This is a genomic window from Pseudomonas sp. GW821-FHT01A09, from assembly GCF_058986725.1.
The window spans coordinates 1-13,708 of record NZ_JBYSWB010000027.1 but is presented as its reverse complement, the minus strand read 5'-3'; the positions used below and the strand labels follow the sequence as shown (position 1 = coordinate 13,708).

The 13,708-nt window shown below is 63.5% G+C and carries 13 protein-coding genes and 1 pseudogene; 9 read left to right on the top strand and 5 right to left on the bottom strand.

The genetic code is table 11. The features are described from left to right. The first annotated feature begins 310 nt into the window (after positions 1-310). The 5 genes from AC3WJP_RS23605 (at position 311) to AC3WJP_RS23585 (ending at position 3,876) form a co-directional block, all read left to right on the top strand. Positions 311-1,060: a 5-oxoprolinase subunit PxpA gene (locus AC3WJP_RS23605; RefSeq protein ID WP_493723307.1), complete on the top strand. Its 750-nt coding sequence runs from the start codon at positions 311-313 to the stop codon at positions 1,058-1,060. Next, a complete protein-coding gene (locus tag AC3WJP_RS23600) occupies positions 1,057-1,788 on the top strand; it encodes a 5-oxoprolinase subunit B family protein (RefSeq protein ID WP_493723306.1) in 732 nt (243 codons plus the stop codon). The genes AC3WJP_RS23605 and AC3WJP_RS23600 overlap by 4 nt, the downstream gene beginning before the upstream one ends. Further along, entirely contained in the window at positions 1,785-2,723 is a 939-nt protein-coding gene (locus tag AC3WJP_RS23595) for a 5-oxoprolinase subunit C family protein (RefSeq protein WP_493723305.1), read from the top strand. Before AC3WJP_RS23600 ends, AC3WJP_RS23595 begins: the two co-directional genes overlap by 4 nt. A gap of 75 nt (positions 2,724-2,798) precedes the next feature. Further along, positions 2,799-3,371 carry a cytochrome b gene (locus AC3WJP_RS23590; protein WP_493723304.1) on the top strand — a complete coding sequence of 191 codons (573 nt, stop codon included), beginning with the start codon at positions 2,799-2,801 and terminating at the stop codon, positions 3,369-3,371. A gap of 199 nt (positions 3,372-3,570) precedes the next feature. Next, a complete protein-coding gene (locus AC3WJP_RS23585; protein ID WP_493723303.1) occupies positions 3,571-3,876 on the top strand; it encodes a YgdI/YgdR family lipoprotein in 306 nt (101 codons plus the stop codon). Between the two features lie 106 nt (positions 3,877-3,982). Here AC3WJP_RS23585 and AC3WJP_RS23580 read toward each other — a convergent pair whose 3' ends face one another. Next, positions 3,983-5,290, bottom strand: a complete 1,308-nt coding sequence (locus tag AC3WJP_RS23580) for an LLM class flavin-dependent oxidoreductase (protein ID WP_493723302.1) — start codon at positions 5,288-5,290, stop codon at positions 3,983-3,985. A 391-nt stretch (positions 5,291-5,681) separates the two neighbouring features. Between AC3WJP_RS23580 and AC3WJP_RS23575 the strand changes: the two genes are divergently transcribed. Beyond that, positions 5,682-6,911 carry a zinc-dependent alcohol dehydrogenase gene (locus tag AC3WJP_RS23575; RefSeq protein ID WP_493723301.1) on the top strand — a complete coding sequence of 410 codons (1,230 nt, stop codon included), beginning with the start codon at positions 5,682-5,684 and terminating at the stop codon, positions 6,909-6,911. Between the two features lie 53 nt (positions 6,912-6,964). Here the strand turns inward: AC3WJP_RS23575 and AC3WJP_RS23570 are convergent, their stop codons facing one another. After that, positions 6,965-7,429, bottom strand: a complete 465-nt coding sequence (locus tag AC3WJP_RS23570; protein WP_493723300.1) for a hypothetical protein — start codon at positions 7,427-7,429, stop codon at positions 6,965-6,967. A 254-nt stretch (positions 7,430-7,683) separates the two neighbouring features. Here AC3WJP_RS23570 and AC3WJP_RS23565 point away from each other — a divergent pair. Beyond that, a pseudogene (locus AC3WJP_RS23565) lies at positions 7,684-8,559 on the top strand (alpha/beta fold hydrolase). 84 nt (positions 8,560-8,643) lie between these two features. Beyond that, positions 8,644-9,558: a LysR substrate-binding domain-containing protein gene (locus AC3WJP_RS23560; protein WP_493723299.1), complete on the top strand. Its 915-nt coding sequence runs from the start codon at positions 8,644-8,646 to the stop codon at positions 9,556-9,558. Between the two features lie 16 nt (positions 9,559-9,574). Here AC3WJP_RS23560 and leuD read toward each other — a convergent pair whose 3' ends face one another. The 3 genes from leuD to AC3WJP_RS23545 form a co-directional block, all read right to left on the bottom strand. Continuing rightward, entirely contained in the window at positions 9,575-10,189 is a 615-nt protein-coding gene (gene leuD, locus AC3WJP_RS23555; RefSeq protein WP_493723298.1) for a 3-isopropylmalate dehydratase small subunit, read from the bottom strand. Further along, entirely contained in the window at positions 10,186-11,607 is a 1,422-nt protein-coding gene (gene leuC / locus AC3WJP_RS23550) for a 3-isopropylmalate dehydratase large subunit (protein ID WP_493723297.1), read from the bottom strand. Before leuC ends, leuD begins: the two co-directional genes overlap by 4 nt. Before the next feature lie 102 nt (positions 11,608-11,709). Next, entirely contained in the window at positions 11,710-12,570 is an 861-nt protein-coding gene (locus AC3WJP_RS23545) for an NAD(P)H-dependent oxidoreductase (RefSeq protein ID WP_493723296.1), read from the bottom strand. A gap of 90 nt (positions 12,571-12,660) precedes the next feature. On the opposite strand from AC3WJP_RS23545, the gene AC3WJP_RS23540 reads away from it, so the two are divergent. After that, on the top strand, positions 12,661-13,554 hold the full coding sequence (locus AC3WJP_RS23540; protein ID WP_493723295.1) for a LysR family transcriptional regulator: 894 nt from the start codon (positions 12,661-12,663) through the stop codon (positions 13,552-13,554). The last annotated feature ends 154 nt before the right edge of the window (positions 13,555-13,708 follow it).

The following is a 13,708-nucleotide window of genomic DNA, read 5'->3' as shown; positions in this document are numbered from 1 at the left end:
AAGCCTTGCTTCCACAGTGCAAGCTGATCCTGAGACATACACCAGTGGGAGCAAGGCTTGCCCGCGAAGAGGCCATTAGCCCCACCACAATTTTCTACCGACAGCTTTTCTCCCACAGTGCAAGCTGATCCTGAGACATGCACCAGTGGGAGCAAGCTTGCCTGCGAAGAGGCCATTAGCCCCACCACAATTTTCTACCGATCAGCTTTTCTTATGCGCAGGCCCCAGCTTTTATTCATTGACCGGCTCCGTCCCTGCGGAAAACACTCCCTGCATATCCATAAAGATTTCCCTGCCTGAGGACCCCCGCATGAGCCACATCCTACTCAACTGCGACATGGGCGAAAGCTATGGCGCCTGGACCATGGGCCTGGACGCCGAGGTCATGCCGCTGGTCGACTGCGCCAACATCGCCTGTGGCTTCCATGCCGGCGACCCCGGGACCTTGCGCAAGACCGTGGCCATGGCGCTGGAGCACGATGTGCGCATCGGCGCCCACCCGGCCTACCCGGACCTGCTCGGCTTCGGCCGCCGCTCCATGGCCTGCTCGGCGCAGGAAATCGCCGACCTGCTGCACTATCAGATCGGCGCATTGCAGGGCATCTGCACCGCTCAGGGCGGCCGTGTGCAATACGTCAAACCCCACGGCGCGCTGTACAACGACATGATGGCCAACCCGATGGTGCTGCGTGCCGTGGTCACCGCCATCGCTCAGTACGACGAGCAGTTGCCGCTGATGCTGATGTCCACCGCCGACAACAGCGCCGCCGAGGCCATCGCCGCCGAAACCGGCGTACAGCTGTGGTTCGAGACCTTCGCCGACCGCGCCTACGACCGGGCCGGCCATCTGGTCTCGCGGCGCTTGCCAGGAGCCGTGCACCATGATGCCGGCGTCATCGTCGAGCAGGCCAAGACCCTGGCCGGGCAACAACCGCTGCTGGCCAATGACGGCAGCGTGCTGCAACTGCGCACCGACACCCTCTGCGTGCACGGCGACAACCCGCAATCGGTCGCGGCCGTGCAGCGTATCCGTGAAGCCCTGGGACCCCGCGCCTCATGACTCGTTTCACCTATGCCCGCACCCGCACCGGCCAACTGGAAACCGTCGCGGTGGACTGCGTGATGATCCGCCTGTTCGAGCGTATCGAAGAAGACAACGTGCCCTGGCTGCTGGCCGCCGCCGCGCGCTTGCGCGCGGTTTTCGGTGAACGACTGATCGACCTGGTGCCCTCCTACACCACGCTGATGCTGCACTACGACTTGCTGCAACTGGCGCCACGGGAGGCTGCGGCGTCGATCATCGATGCCCTTGCCGACTTGACCCCGGACAGCCAGATCGCTGGCCAATGCCATGAATTGCCAGTGTGGTATCACCCCAGTGTCGGCCCCGAACTGCAACGCCTGGCCAGCGCTGGCGGGTTCGGTATCGATGAAGTGATTCGCCGCCATTGCGCCAAGGCCTATCAAGTGTTCGCCTTGGGCTTCACCCCCGGCTTCGCCTTCATGGGCCTGGTGGAACCGGCCCTGGCCACACCGCGGCTCAATACCCCGCGGCAAAGGATCATGGCCGGCAGCGTCGGCATCGGCGAACGCCAGACCGCCATCTACCCCTCGGTCTCGCCGGGCGGCTGGAACATCCTGGGGCGCTGCCCGACGCCGCTGTTCGACCGCGAGCGCGAAGGCTTCGCCCTCATGCAACCGGGCGACAGCGTGCGCTTCGTGGCCATCGACAAGGCCGAATTCATTCACCTGGGTGGCGACGATACGCCGCTGGAGAGCGCGGCATGAATGGTTTGCAGATCGAAAAAAGCACGCCCCTGTGCCTGCTGCAGGACGGCGGACGCTTCGGCGCGCGCCATCTGGGCGTAACCCAGGGCGGCGCGGCGGACTGGGTATCGATGTCCTGGGCCAACTGGCTGCTGGGCAACAGCGTCGACGCCGCAGTGGTGGAGATCGCGCTGGGTGGTTTCAGCGTGGTCAGCCAGGGTGATTGCACGCTGGCCCTGGCCGGTGCCGACCTCGGCGCCAGCATCGAGGGTCGCCCGCTATTGCCCTGGCGTGCCTTCAACCTGCGCAAGGGCGAGCGCTTGAGCTTCAGCGGTGCGCCGAGCAGTGGTGATGCTCCCGGCGGCGTGCGTGCCTATCTGGCGGCGCCGGGTGGTTTCGCCGCCGACAGCGTACTGGGCAGCCGTTCGACCGTGGCGCGGGATGCCATGGGCGGCTTGCGCGGACAGGGTCAGGCGCTGGCCTGCGGGGAATTGTTGAACGCGGCCGGGCTATCGGGCGTGACTGCCCGAGAGTTGCCCGCGGCGTTTATTCCGCGGTTCGCTGCCCGTCCGGTACTGGACGTAGTGATCGGCGCGCAAATGGCGGCGTTCAGTGGCCAGAGCCTGTTCGATGCCTTCAACAGCGACTGGCAGGTCGATGCCCGCGCCGACCGTATGGGCGTTCGTTTGCTGGGGCCGGTGCTGGAGTATCAGGGCGCGCCGATGATCTCCGAAGGTATTTCCCTGGGTTCGATCCAGGTACCGCCGGATGGCCAGCCGATCGTGCTGGGCAATGACCGCCAGACGATCGGCGGGTATCCGCGACTGGGGGCGTTGACGCCCCTGGCCAGCGCGCGGTTGGCGCAGTGCATGCCGGGGGAGACGTTGCGTTTGAGGGCGACCGTGGCGGATTCGGCGCGGGGTGAGCAGGTGCGGTTCATGGCGCGGTTTGCCTAAAGACCGGCAAGGTTTTTCTCACCCTATATCCGCTATGCTGGGCCCCACAACACCACAACAAAACCTGGCCCTTCAATGCCCATCCCCCGCTACCACGGCTTTGCCCAGGCGCTGCACTGGCTCACCGCCGGTGCCTTGTGCCTGCTCCTGCCCTTCGTCTGGGTAGCCGAAAACTTCCCCCCGGGGCCGATCCGCACCTTGTGGTATCTGGCCCACGAATCCACCGGCATCTCGGTCTTCCTGCTGATACTGCTTCGCCTCACCTGGCGCTGGCGCCACCGGGCACCGCCGTATCCCGGGCATATGGGCTCCGCCCGGCGCTGGATCGCGTCGCTCAATCACGGCTTGCTCTATGGGGTACTGCTGGTGATGCCGGTGACCGGCTACCTGATGGCCGGCAATGGCCAGCCAGTACCCTGGTTTCGGCTGTTCAACCTGCCGGGCTTCGCCAAAAACGAAGCACTGGGGATCGCCGCCGACAGCGTTCATGTCGCGGGTCAATTCGTGCTCTACACCCTGATCATCCTGCACGTCGCCGCCGTCGTCTGGCACGTGGCCGTGCGGCGTGATGGGCTGCTGGAGCGCATGCTGCCCGAGCAAAACAACACGCAAGATATTGCTGCGCAAGAAGTCGAAGAGAAAAAATAAGCGATCGCCGACAAACGGTCTGAAATGATTCAGCCCGCCCTTTCGCTCGGGTGGTATCGCTATCAGCGAAGTTTGCCCCTTGCCATTCGTCGGGGTGATGGCTAAGCGCCAGTGATTTTTCCGGAAGGCCCGAATATATTGGCCTCGCCTGACATCGCAGCCGCAATAGTTACAGGCTTTTTACGTCCCCGGAGCCCTCATGAATTACAACAAATGGTTGACCACCCCAGGTCAACTCATGGATGAGGCGAGTCAAAAGCAAGGATACGCAAACACCACTCGAACCCACGCATGGCAACGCGGTCTTCGCGGTGTGATGATGGCAATCGTCGTTGCAGGCATCAGTGCCTGCTCCAGCAACTACATGATCAAGGCCACCGACGGTACGGTCTACAACACCCAGGGCGCCCCGACGCTGGAAGGTGGGGCGTACAAATTCATTGATGCCAACGGCAAGCAGCAGCAACTCTTCCTGTCGAATGTTTCACAGGTCGAAAAGCGCTAAGCGGTCACGCAGCACACTCAGGGCGCACACCTGCTGAGGTCCTTGAATATAAAAAGCCCCGACAGTGCGAACCGTCGGGGCTTTTGCGTTGCAGCGGGGTGCAGTATCAGCGAATCGGCAGGCCCAGATTGCCGCGCAGGGTGGTGGCCTCGTATTCACGGCGGAATACGCCGCGCTCCTGCAGGATCGGCAGCACCTCTTCATTGAAGCGGCGGAACTGCGCCGGGTGGCTGACAGAAATATTGAAGCCGTCCAGGGCGCGCCCTTCGAACCAACGGATCATCTCGTCGGCGACGGTCTGCGCCGAGCCCACGAACGGCCGCGGCTTCAACTGGCTGACGAACTCGATGGTCTGGCGCAGGCTGTAATCGCGCCCCGCCGCCAGCTCGGTGATGCGCTTGGCACCGGTGTAGAAACTCTTCTTCGCGTATTCCAGCGCTTGCACCGGGAACGGCGCATCCAGATCGTATTGGCGAAAGTCATGCCAGCCGAAGTTGCGGCCGAACTCGCCCAAGGCCAGGTCAAAGTCGTGATCCTGGGCGTGGTAGTGGGCCTCGATCTCCCGGGCGTGGGCATCGGTATCGCCGACGTACACCTGAAAGCCCGGCAGGATGACGATCTGCTCGGGGTCGCGGCCCTGGCGCTCGGCGCGGCTTTTGAGGTCGCGATAAAACGCTTGCCCTTGCTCGAACGTAGCGGCGTGGGTGAACACCGCATCGGCGATGCTCGCCCCCAGATCGCGGCCCTGCTCCGAATCGCCAGCCTGGAAAATCACCGGCTCGCCCTGGGGCGAGCGCTGGATATTCAGCGGCCCGACCACGCTGAAGTGCTCGCCCTTGTGATTGAGCGCGTGCAATTTGCTGCTGTCGAGGAACTGCGCGGTGTCGCGGTCATAGGGGAACGCGTCTTTCTCGTACGACTTCCACAGCCCCTGGACCACGCGCACATGCTCCAGCGCACGGCCGTAGCGAGTGTCGTAGTCGTAGTGTTCGTCCTTGCTGTAATTGCCGGCGGTGCCCGCATCGCCGCTGGTGACCACGTTCCAGCCAGCCCGCCCCTTGCTGATCAAGTCCAGCGAGGCCAGGCGCCGTGCCACGTTGAAGGGCTCGTTGTAGGAGGTGGTCAAGGTGCCCACCAGCCCCAGATGCTGGGTGGCCATGGCCAGCGCCGACAGCAGGGTCAGGGGTTCCAGGCGATTGAGGTAATGGGGCGGCGAGTCCTTGGTGATGAACTGGCTGTCGACCACGAACAACAAATCGTAACGAGCGGCCTCGGCCTGACGGGCTATATCGACGAACCAGTCGATACTGACGCTGGCGTCCACTGGCAGATCCGTATCGAGCCACAGTTTGTGCTGGCCCGGGCCACCGGCGCCATAAGGGACGACGCCGAGTTTGATTTGTCGCTTTGCCATTAGAGGATCTGCCGTTGCCAATTCGAAAATGCATTTTTAGCATTTTCAGTATCATCGACATAAATATCTTTTATCACCCTGTTATTTCTTAAAGTTATAAAAAGACATTTGTCAGCGACGGTTCGCCTTCGGGACGGCAAAGACCGTAATGGCATGTATTGCTCCGGCGTCGAGTCACCCGCGGCAACTCCCCCTGAGGTGCCCCTCCCATATCAGCTCATTACCCTGGACAAATGACCCAAATACCTCCATCGCTGAAACCAGATCCGGACGAGCGCTTGACCGACCGTCAATCCGGCGCTTTGCAATCCTTTGAACTAAGCATGCGCAGGCTGCCTCTGCTGAAGATAACGGCCACCGTCCACAGGCCGTCTCCAGAGGCAACCCGATCATGCGTGCACTGACCTACCACGGCGCCCACAGCGTCAAAGTCGACAACGTCCCGGACCCTGTCATCGAGCAGGCCGACGACCTGATCCTGCGAGTCACCGCCACCGCCATCTGTGGCTCCGACCTGCACCTGTATCGCGGCAAGATTCCCGCCGTCGAACACGGTGATATCTTCGGCCACGAGTTCATGGGCATTGTCGAAGAAGTCGGCAGCGCCGTGACTGCAGTGCAGCCCGGAGACCGCGTGGTGATCCCGTTCGTGATCGCCTGTGGCAGCTGCTTCTTCTGTCAGATGGACCTGTTCGCCGCCTGCGAAACCACCAACACCGGCCGGGGTGCGATCATCAACAAGAAGGCCATCCCGGCGGGTGCGGCGTTGTTCGGCTTCAGCCATCTGTACGGCGGCATCCCCGGTGGCCAGGCCGAATACGTGCGCGTACCCAAGGCCAACACCGGGCCGTTCAAGGTCCCTGGCACCCTGGCCGACGAGAAGGTGCTGTTCCTCTCCGACATCCTGCCCACCGCTTACCAGGCAGTAACCAACACCGGCATCGGCCAAGGCTCGAGCATCGCCATTTTCGGCGCCGGACCAGTAGGGCTGTTGAGCGCGGCGGTGGCGAAAATGCTCGGTGCCGAACGGATCTTCATGGTCGATCATCACCCCTACCGCCTGGCTTACGCACAGCAGACCTATGGGGTGATCCCGATCAATTTCGATGAAGACGGCGACGCAGCCGACACCATCATTCGCCAGACGCCCGGCATGCGCGGCGTCGATGGCGTGGTCGATGCAGTGGGATTCGAGGCCAAGGGCAGCACCACCGAAACCGTGCTCGCCACCCTCAAGCTCGAAGGCAGCAGCGGCAAGGCGTTACGCCAATGCATCGCTGCGGTACGCCGCGGTGGCGTGGTCAGCGTGCCTGGCGTATACGCGGGCTTCATTCACGGCTTCATGTTCGGCGATGCCTTCGACAAGGGCCTGACCTTCAAGATGGGCCAGACCCACGTGCAACGTTATCTGCCCGAGTTGCTGGAACATATCGAGCGCGGCAGCCTGAGCCCGGAGGCGATCATCACCCACCGCATGTCCCTGGAGCAGGCCGCTGAGGGTTACAAGCTGTTCGACAAGAAGCAGGAAGATTGCCGCAAGGTGATACTCACCCCGGGCAGCAGCGATATCGACATTCCGGTGCCCTACGACGATGACCTGACAACCGCCCCCGCGGTGTAAAGCGTGCTGGGGCGTGCCGCGCTTTCGGCACGTCGCAGTACTCAGTGATTCGCTCAGCAGGCAGTCCGTAGCCCGGCGGCGGGTGCGGCCTGGGCTTCATCCCGTGCCGCACATTCGATGACCATGCGCACCCAGTCGCGCACCTGCGCCCAGGACTGCGGGTTGCCCTCGGCGCCGAACAGCCAGCGGGCCATCTCGTCTTCCAGGCCGAAGTACACGCACACCGCGTCCCAGCCCGTGGCCAGCCGCGGTGGATAGCCTGGCTGCAAGGCCGGGGCGCGAGTGCTCGGCTCGAGATCGCGCAGGTTCAAACCGGTGAAGCGGCTGTCGAGGCAGGCGAAGCCCACCGCGCAGCCGGAAGCACCCAATGGATGATCGACATTGGCGATCCACAGGTCCGGCAAAAAGGTCGGCTGGCGCCGGGTCGCGGTAATGAACCCCGGGCGGGAAGCATACCAGCGGCCGGTGGCCAACTCATCGAGCATCTCTGCCATCAGCGACAGTCGTTGCGTATTCATTGGATTCCCCCCGATCCAGACGCTGTAAGCGCAGCGTCTTGAGTTGGATCGGACCGGGGGTTTGGCATTACGTTCAGCAAGTACGATCTCCCTGCGCATGTTTTGCAAGCCAGGTCACGTTTTGCACTCACCGGATGTATGCGGCTTTTAGCGATGGGCGACACGGTTCATGAACCGCGCCCTCACGCTTTGCCGATTGCCAGCTGCCCCGGCAGTGGCCCAGGATGGAAAAAAACATCCCGAGGGCCACCTGCATGTTTGCCGGATTCGAGAAACACCTGCGTCACCTCAACGGCGTCGACATCGCCTACCGCATCGGCGGCAGCGGCCCGGGCTTGCTGCTGTTGCATGGGCACCCGCAGACCCATGTGATCTGGCACAAGGTCGCCGAGCCGCTGGCCGAGCATTTCACCGTGGTGGCCGCCGATCTGCGCGGCTATGGCGACAGCGCCAGGCCGCCAATCAGTGACGGCGCGAGCCATTAAAGCAAGCGAGAAATGGCGCTCGATAACGTCGAGCTGATGCGCTCGCTCGGTTTCGATAGTTTTTCGGTGCTGGCCCACGACCGCGGCGCACGGGTTGCCCATCGCCTGGCGCTTGACCATGGCGCGGCGGTGCAGCGCTTGATGCTGCTGGATATCGCCCCGACCCTGGCGATGTACGAGCAGACCACCGAAGCCTTCGCCCGCGCCTATTGGCACTGGTTCTTCCTGATCCGCCCGACGCCGCTGCCGGAGACGCTGATCGAAGCCGACCCGCAACTGTACCTGCGCAGCGTGATGGGCAGCCGCAGCGCCGGCCTGGCGCCCTTTACCGACGAAGCCTTCGGCGAATACCTGCGTTGCCTGCAGCGCCCCGGCAGCGCGCAATCCATCTGTGAGGACTACCGCGCCAGCGCCGGTATCGACCTGGAGCATGATCGCGCCGATATCGCCGCAGGTCATTCCCTCGACTTGCCATTGCAGGTGCTGTGGGGCCAGGACGGCGCCGTCGGCCGCTGCTTCAAGCCGCTGGAGGAGTGGCGCAAGGTCGCCCTGGACGTACGCGGCAAGGCGCTGCCATGCGGCCATTACGTCGCCGAGGAAGCGCCCGAGTTGCTGCTGGCCGAGGCGTTGGGCTTTTTGCTGTAGACCATTGCCCTTCGGCGCAGGTGTGGGCCTCGGCACCTGCGCCGATGCTATGCTGGCCCCTTGTGCTGCCAGTACCTGCCCGTCATGAACCTCAAGAAAGATACCGCGCCCCTTCCCGAAGACCTGCGGGTATTCCTCACCGTCATCCGCAAGCACGGTTTCGCCGCTGCGGCCGATGAGCTGGGGTTGTCTCCTGCCTATGTCAGCAAACGCATCCAGATTCTCGAGACCACCCTGGGCACGCGTCTGCTGCACCGCACCAGCCGGCGTACCGCCCTCACTGAAGACGGCGAACGGGTGCAGCGCTGGGCGTTGAGGATTCTCGATGACTTCGTGCAGCTGCATGACGAGCTTACCGATGCCCGCGCCCTGCCCAGTGGCCATCTGCATCTGTGCAGCAGCTTCGGCTTTGGGCGCAACCACGTGGCGCCGGCGGTGTCGTTGCTGGCGGCGCAATACCCCGATCTGGAAATCCGCCTGGACCTGTTCGACCGCACGGTAGATATAGTCAACGAAGGCTTCGACCTGGAAATCCGCGTGGGCGATGACATTCCCGGCCAGCACATCGGCCGTCAACTAGTGACCAACCGCCGCGTGCTGTGCGCCGCGCCGGAGTATCTGCAACGCCGCGGCACCCCGCAGACCCTTGCTGAACTGGAGCAGCACGACTGCCTGGTGATCAAGGAGCGGGACAACGCCTTTGGTCTGTGGCAACTGCAACGCGAGGCCATCAGCACCAGCGTACGGGTGCGCGGGCCGCTGTCGTCGAACAACGGCGAAATCGTCCTGCAATGGGCACTGGATGGCCGCGGCGTGTTGTTGCGTTCGCTGTGGGACGTCAAGCCGCTGCTCGCGCAAGGTCGGCTGGTGCAGGTGCTGGCCGATTACAGCCAGCCCGCCAACGTCTGGGCGGTGTACCCGACGCGGCTGGCGTACTCCGGCAAGTTGCGCGCTTGCGTGGAGTTTCTGCAGCAGCATTTCAAGACGCTGTCGATCTGATGGCGCTTTTCTGGGTTCAGGCCAGCCAGGGGTTTGCGGCCAGGTGGCGGCGCTCGAACGCTTGAATCTGTTCGCGTCGCTGCAGGGTGCTGCCAATTGCGTCCAGGCCCAGCAGCAGCGAGGTCTTGCGCAGGGTGTCGATCTGGAAGTCGATGACCTGTTCATTGGCCAGGCGAATCTGCTGCGCCTGGAGATCGACAGCGATGGTCGCCAGCTGCGGCTGGCTCACCGCTTGCCCTAGCTGCTGCGCCACGGCGGCTTCGAGGGTAATCAGCAGTACACCATTGCGCTGGCAGTTGTCGTAGAAAATGCCGGCGAAACTGCTGCCAATCAGGGCGCGAATGCCCATCTGCTGCAAACCCCAGACCGCATGCTCGCGGCTCGAGCCGCAGCCGAAGTTGGGCCCGACCACAAGAAAGCAGGCGCTCTGCCAGGCCGGCTGATTGAGCACGAAGCCAGGATCAGGCCGGCCATCCGGTAAAAAGCGCAGATCGAAGAACAGCCCGCGATCCAGGCCGGTGCGGTCGATGCCCTTGAGAAACTGCTTGGGCATGATCACGTCGGTATCGACGTTGGCGGCGAGGATCGGTGCGGCCTTGCCGCTGACCTGGGTGAAGGGTTGCAGGCTCATGGGCGGGCTCCGGCATGGCGAATATCGGTGAGGTGGCCGGCGATCGCGGCGGCAGCGACCATGGCCGGGCTCATCAGGTGAGTGCGCGCGCCTGCGCCCTGGCGACCTTCGAAGTTGCGGTTGGTGCTGGAGGCACAGCGGTCGCCGGGGGCCAGCACGTCGTCGTTCATGGCCAGGCACATGGAGCAGCCGGACTGGCGCCATTCGAAGCCGGCGTCGATGAAGATGTCCGCCAGCCCCTCGGCCTGGGCCTGCTCGCGCACCTCGGTGGAGCCAGGGACGATGATGGCCCGCACGTGGCTGGCGACCCGCAGGCCCCGCACCACTCGGGCGGCATCACGCAGATCCTCGATGCGCGCGTTGGTGCAGGAACCGATAAAGGCGTGGCTGATGACGATATCGCGCAGCGCCATGCCGGCCTCCAGGCCCATGTACTTTAGGGCGCGGCGCATGTCCTGGCGCAGGATCAGGTCGCTGACCGCTTGCGGGTCCGGCACGCAGGCGCTGATGGGCGCGGCCTGGTCCGGGCTGGTGCCCCAGGTGACCATGGGCTCCAGGGCGCTGGCGTCGAGGGCCACTTCGCGGTCGAATTGTGCGTCGGCATCGCTGTGCAGTTGCTGCCAGCTGGCCAGCGCCTGGGTCCATTGCTCGCCCTTGGGCGCGCGGGGTTTGCCCTTGAGGTAGGCGAAGACCTTTTCATCCGGAGCCATGAAAGCACCGCGCGCCCCCGCCTCCACCGCCATGTTGCAGATGGTCATGCGCGCTTCGACGCTCAGGGCATCAATGGTCGAGCCGCAGAACTCGATGGCGTAGCCGCTGGCACCGGCCGTGCCGATCTGGCGGATCAGCGCCATGATCACGTCCTTGGCGGTGAGGCCTGCGCCAAGCTCGCCATCGACCCGTACGCGCATGCTTTTCAGGCGCTTGTAGACCAGGGTCTGGGAGGCCAGCAGGTGTTCGATTTCCGAGGTACCGATACCGAAACCGAAGGCGCCCAGCGCACCATAGGTGGTGGTGTGGCTGTCACCGGCGGCGATCACCATGCCGGGCAGGACGAAGCCTTGCTCCGGTGCGATCACGTGCTCGATGCCCTGGCGCTTGTCGAGAATGTCGAGCAGTTCGATACCGAAGTCGTGGCAGTTTTCGGCCAGATAGGAGACTTGCCGCGCGCCGCCCGGATCAGGCATCTGCGCGACGCGCTGCGGGGCGGTGGGGTTGACGTGATCGACCACCGCCAGGGCGGTGCCCGGGCGCCAGACTGATCGCTGGGCCGCGCGAAGGCCGCTGAAGGCCTGCGGGCTGGTGTATTCGTTGATCACCTGGCGATCGATATACAGCAGCACGTGGCCCTGATCATCCAGGTCGCACACGCGGTGGGAATCGATGTGTTTGGCGTAGAGCGTTCTGGCGGGGTTCAAGGGGTGGCCCTCAGTGGCGGTCGCGGTCCTCCTATGGTGGGAGAACCCCAGCCCGCCAACAACGGTCACGGGGTGATGGCTGAGAACATGAAATGTGTGGGATCAGTTTCGTGGGGCGGTGGTTGAGCTCTCAATATTGGGGCTGTCGATATCTGGGCTTTCGATATCAGGGCTTTCGATATCAGGAGCTTCGAGGTGGATGCCCAGGCCGCTGCGGCCGGGGGCGATGTGGTCGCGCAAAGTCAGCTCGGGAATGGCGTAGGCGCCGGCGTTCTGCGGCCTGAAGGCGATCGGCGTGGTGGTCGCCAGGCTATCGAGGCGCTCGGCCAGTTCGGCACGGATAGCAGCGAAGCGGGCGTCGTCGACGCGGCTGGTGCGGTAGATCAGGTAGGGCGGCAATACTTCGAAGCCTGGGTAATACAACACCCCGTGGTGAATGGGGTAGAGCAAATCCTCGATCGGGCCGTTGATGCCGCGCGGGCTGTAGTGAGACTGCCAGCCGCCAGCGCTGACGATGAGCATCGCGCGCTTGCCGGCCAGGGTACCCTCACCGTAGCGATCACCCCAGTGCGTGTCGGAATGCTCGCCCACGCCGTAGGCAAAGCCGTAGGCGTACACACGCTCGATCCAGCCTTTGAGGATCGCCGGCATCGTGAACCACCACAGCGGAAATTGCAGGATAACGGTGTCGGCCCAGAGCAGCTTTTGCTGTTCGGCACTGATATCGGCGCGCTGCAGGCCGTTGGCGAAGGCGTGCTTCGAGTCTCGGTCGGGGTAGAAGTGCTGGGGGTCGAGCGGCTCGCGGGTGTCGTCGGCGTTCAGGACCGCTTTCCACTGCATGGCGTACAGGTCGGATACCTGAACCTGGTGGCCAGCCTGTTGCAGATGCTCGACAGCGAAATCCTTGAGGGCGCCGTTCAGGGATTTCGGCTCGGGGTGGGCGTAGACGATAAGAATGTTCATGGCAGGGGCTCCAGTGCCGGATCAAGTGGACACAGCCTAGAGCGCGACGCGCTATATTAGAAATGAATAGCTGATATGGCTGGTATTACGATGACTAATTTACGCAGTGTGGATCTCAATTTGCTGGTCACCTTGGATGCCTTGCTGGCTGACCCCAACGTCACCCGCACCGCCGAGCGGCTGCATCTGTCGCAGCCCTCTGTGAGCGTGCACCTGTCCAAGCTGCGCCATATATTCGGTGACCCGCTGCTGTTGCCGGGGCCACGTGGCATGCGCCCGACCGCTAAGGCCGATGAGTTGCGCGAGCCGTTGAGGCTGGCACTGGAAGCTCTGACTCAGGCCATCGCACCAGCAGGGCCGTTCGATCCGCGGCTGGCCAGCCACACCTGGCGTATTGCGGCCTCGGACAACAGCGCCTCGACCATTTTGCTGCCCGTGCTGGCGGGTCTGCGCGAGGCCGCGCCGAACACCCGTCTGGCGGTGATCGAAAAGGCCCCTTCGCGTATGGCCAAGGACGCCGAGAACGGGCTTATCGATTTGGGTTTTCATACTCGCGATGACGCCCCTGCGGGCTTGCACATGCAGGTGCTGTTCAGCGAGCGCTACGTTCTCGCCGGTCGGGTCGGGCATCCGCAGCTGCGACAGGCGCTCAATCTCGAGCAGTTCTGCCAGCTGGAACACATCGTCGTGTCGCCGGACGGAGGCGGCTTTATCGGCATTACCGACCAGGTGCTGGCCGAGCGCGGCTTAAGTCGCAAGGTGGTGCTGTCGGTACCGCATTTTCTGGTGGTCGCCGCAGCCTTGGCGAGCACCGATCTGGTGGCGTTGCTACCCGCACGTTTGGTAGCGAGCGAACGCGCGCTGCAAGTAATGGAGCCGCCCGTGCCGTTACCTGGTTATGAGATGGCGATGTTCTGGCCAGAACGCCTGCATCGTGATCCGGCGCATCAATGGCTGCGCGGGTTTATCGCGGGAACGGTCTGAAAACGGCGTATGTCGCGAGCCTTGACGTGGTGTAGTGCCGACGCATGCCGTGCGGCGAAAAGACAAAACCCCCACCGGCCTGCGCAGATGGGGGTTTCGGAATTCAATCTTGACGATGACCTACTCTCACATGGGGAAGCCCCACACTACCATC

What these genes read in the sequence shown, in the direction of transcription:
- AC3WJP_RS23575 (WP_493723301.1), top strand. Translation starts at nt 5,682, where the DNA reads ATGCGTGCACTGACCTACCACGGCGCCCACAGCGTCAAAGTCGACAAC.
- AC3WJP_RS23580 (WP_493723302.1), bottom strand. Translation starts at nt 5,290, where the DNA reads ATGGCAAAGCGACAAATCAAACTCGGCGTCGTCCCTTATGGCGCCGGT.
- AC3WJP_RS23600 (WP_493723306.1), top strand. Translation starts at nt 1,057, where the DNA reads ATGACTCGTTTCACCTATGCCCGCACCCGCACCGGCCAACTGGAAACC.
- AC3WJP_RS23590 (WP_493723304.1), top strand. Translation starts at nt 2,799, where the DNA reads ATGCCCATCCCCCGCTACCACGGCTTTGCCCAGGCGCTGCACTGGCTC.
- AC3WJP_RS23560 (WP_493723299.1), top strand. Translation starts at nt 8,644, where the DNA reads ATGAACCTCAAGAAAGATACCGCGCCCCTTCCCGAAGACCTGCGGGTA.
- AC3WJP_RS23570 (WP_493723300.1), bottom strand. Translation starts at nt 7,429, where the DNA reads ATGAATACGCAACGACTGTCGCTGATGGCAGAGATGCTCGATGAGTTG.
- AC3WJP_RS23585 (WP_493723303.1), top strand. Translation starts at nt 3,571, where the DNA reads ATGAATTACAACAAATGGTTGACCACCCCAGGTCAACTCATGGATGAG.
- AC3WJP_RS23605 (WP_493723307.1), top strand. Translation starts at nt 311, where the DNA reads ATGAGCCACATCCTACTCAACTGCGACATGGGCGAAAGCTATGGCGCC.
- AC3WJP_RS23545 (WP_493723296.1), bottom strand. Translation starts at nt 12,570, where the DNA reads ATGAACATTCTTATCGTCTACGCCCACCCCGAGCCGAAATCCCTGAAC.
- AC3WJP_RS23540 (WP_493723295.1), top strand. Translation starts at nt 12,661, where the DNA reads ATGACTAATTTACGCAGTGTGGATCTCAATTTGCTGGTCACCTTGGAT.
- AC3WJP_RS23595 (WP_493723305.1), top strand. Translation starts at nt 1,785, where the DNA reads ATGAATGGTTTGCAGATCGAAAAAAGCACGCCCCTGTGCCTGCTGCAG.
- leuD (WP_493723298.1), bottom strand. Translation starts at nt 10,189, where the DNA reads ATGAGCCTGCAACCCTTCACCCAGGTCAGCGGCAAGGCCGCACCGATC.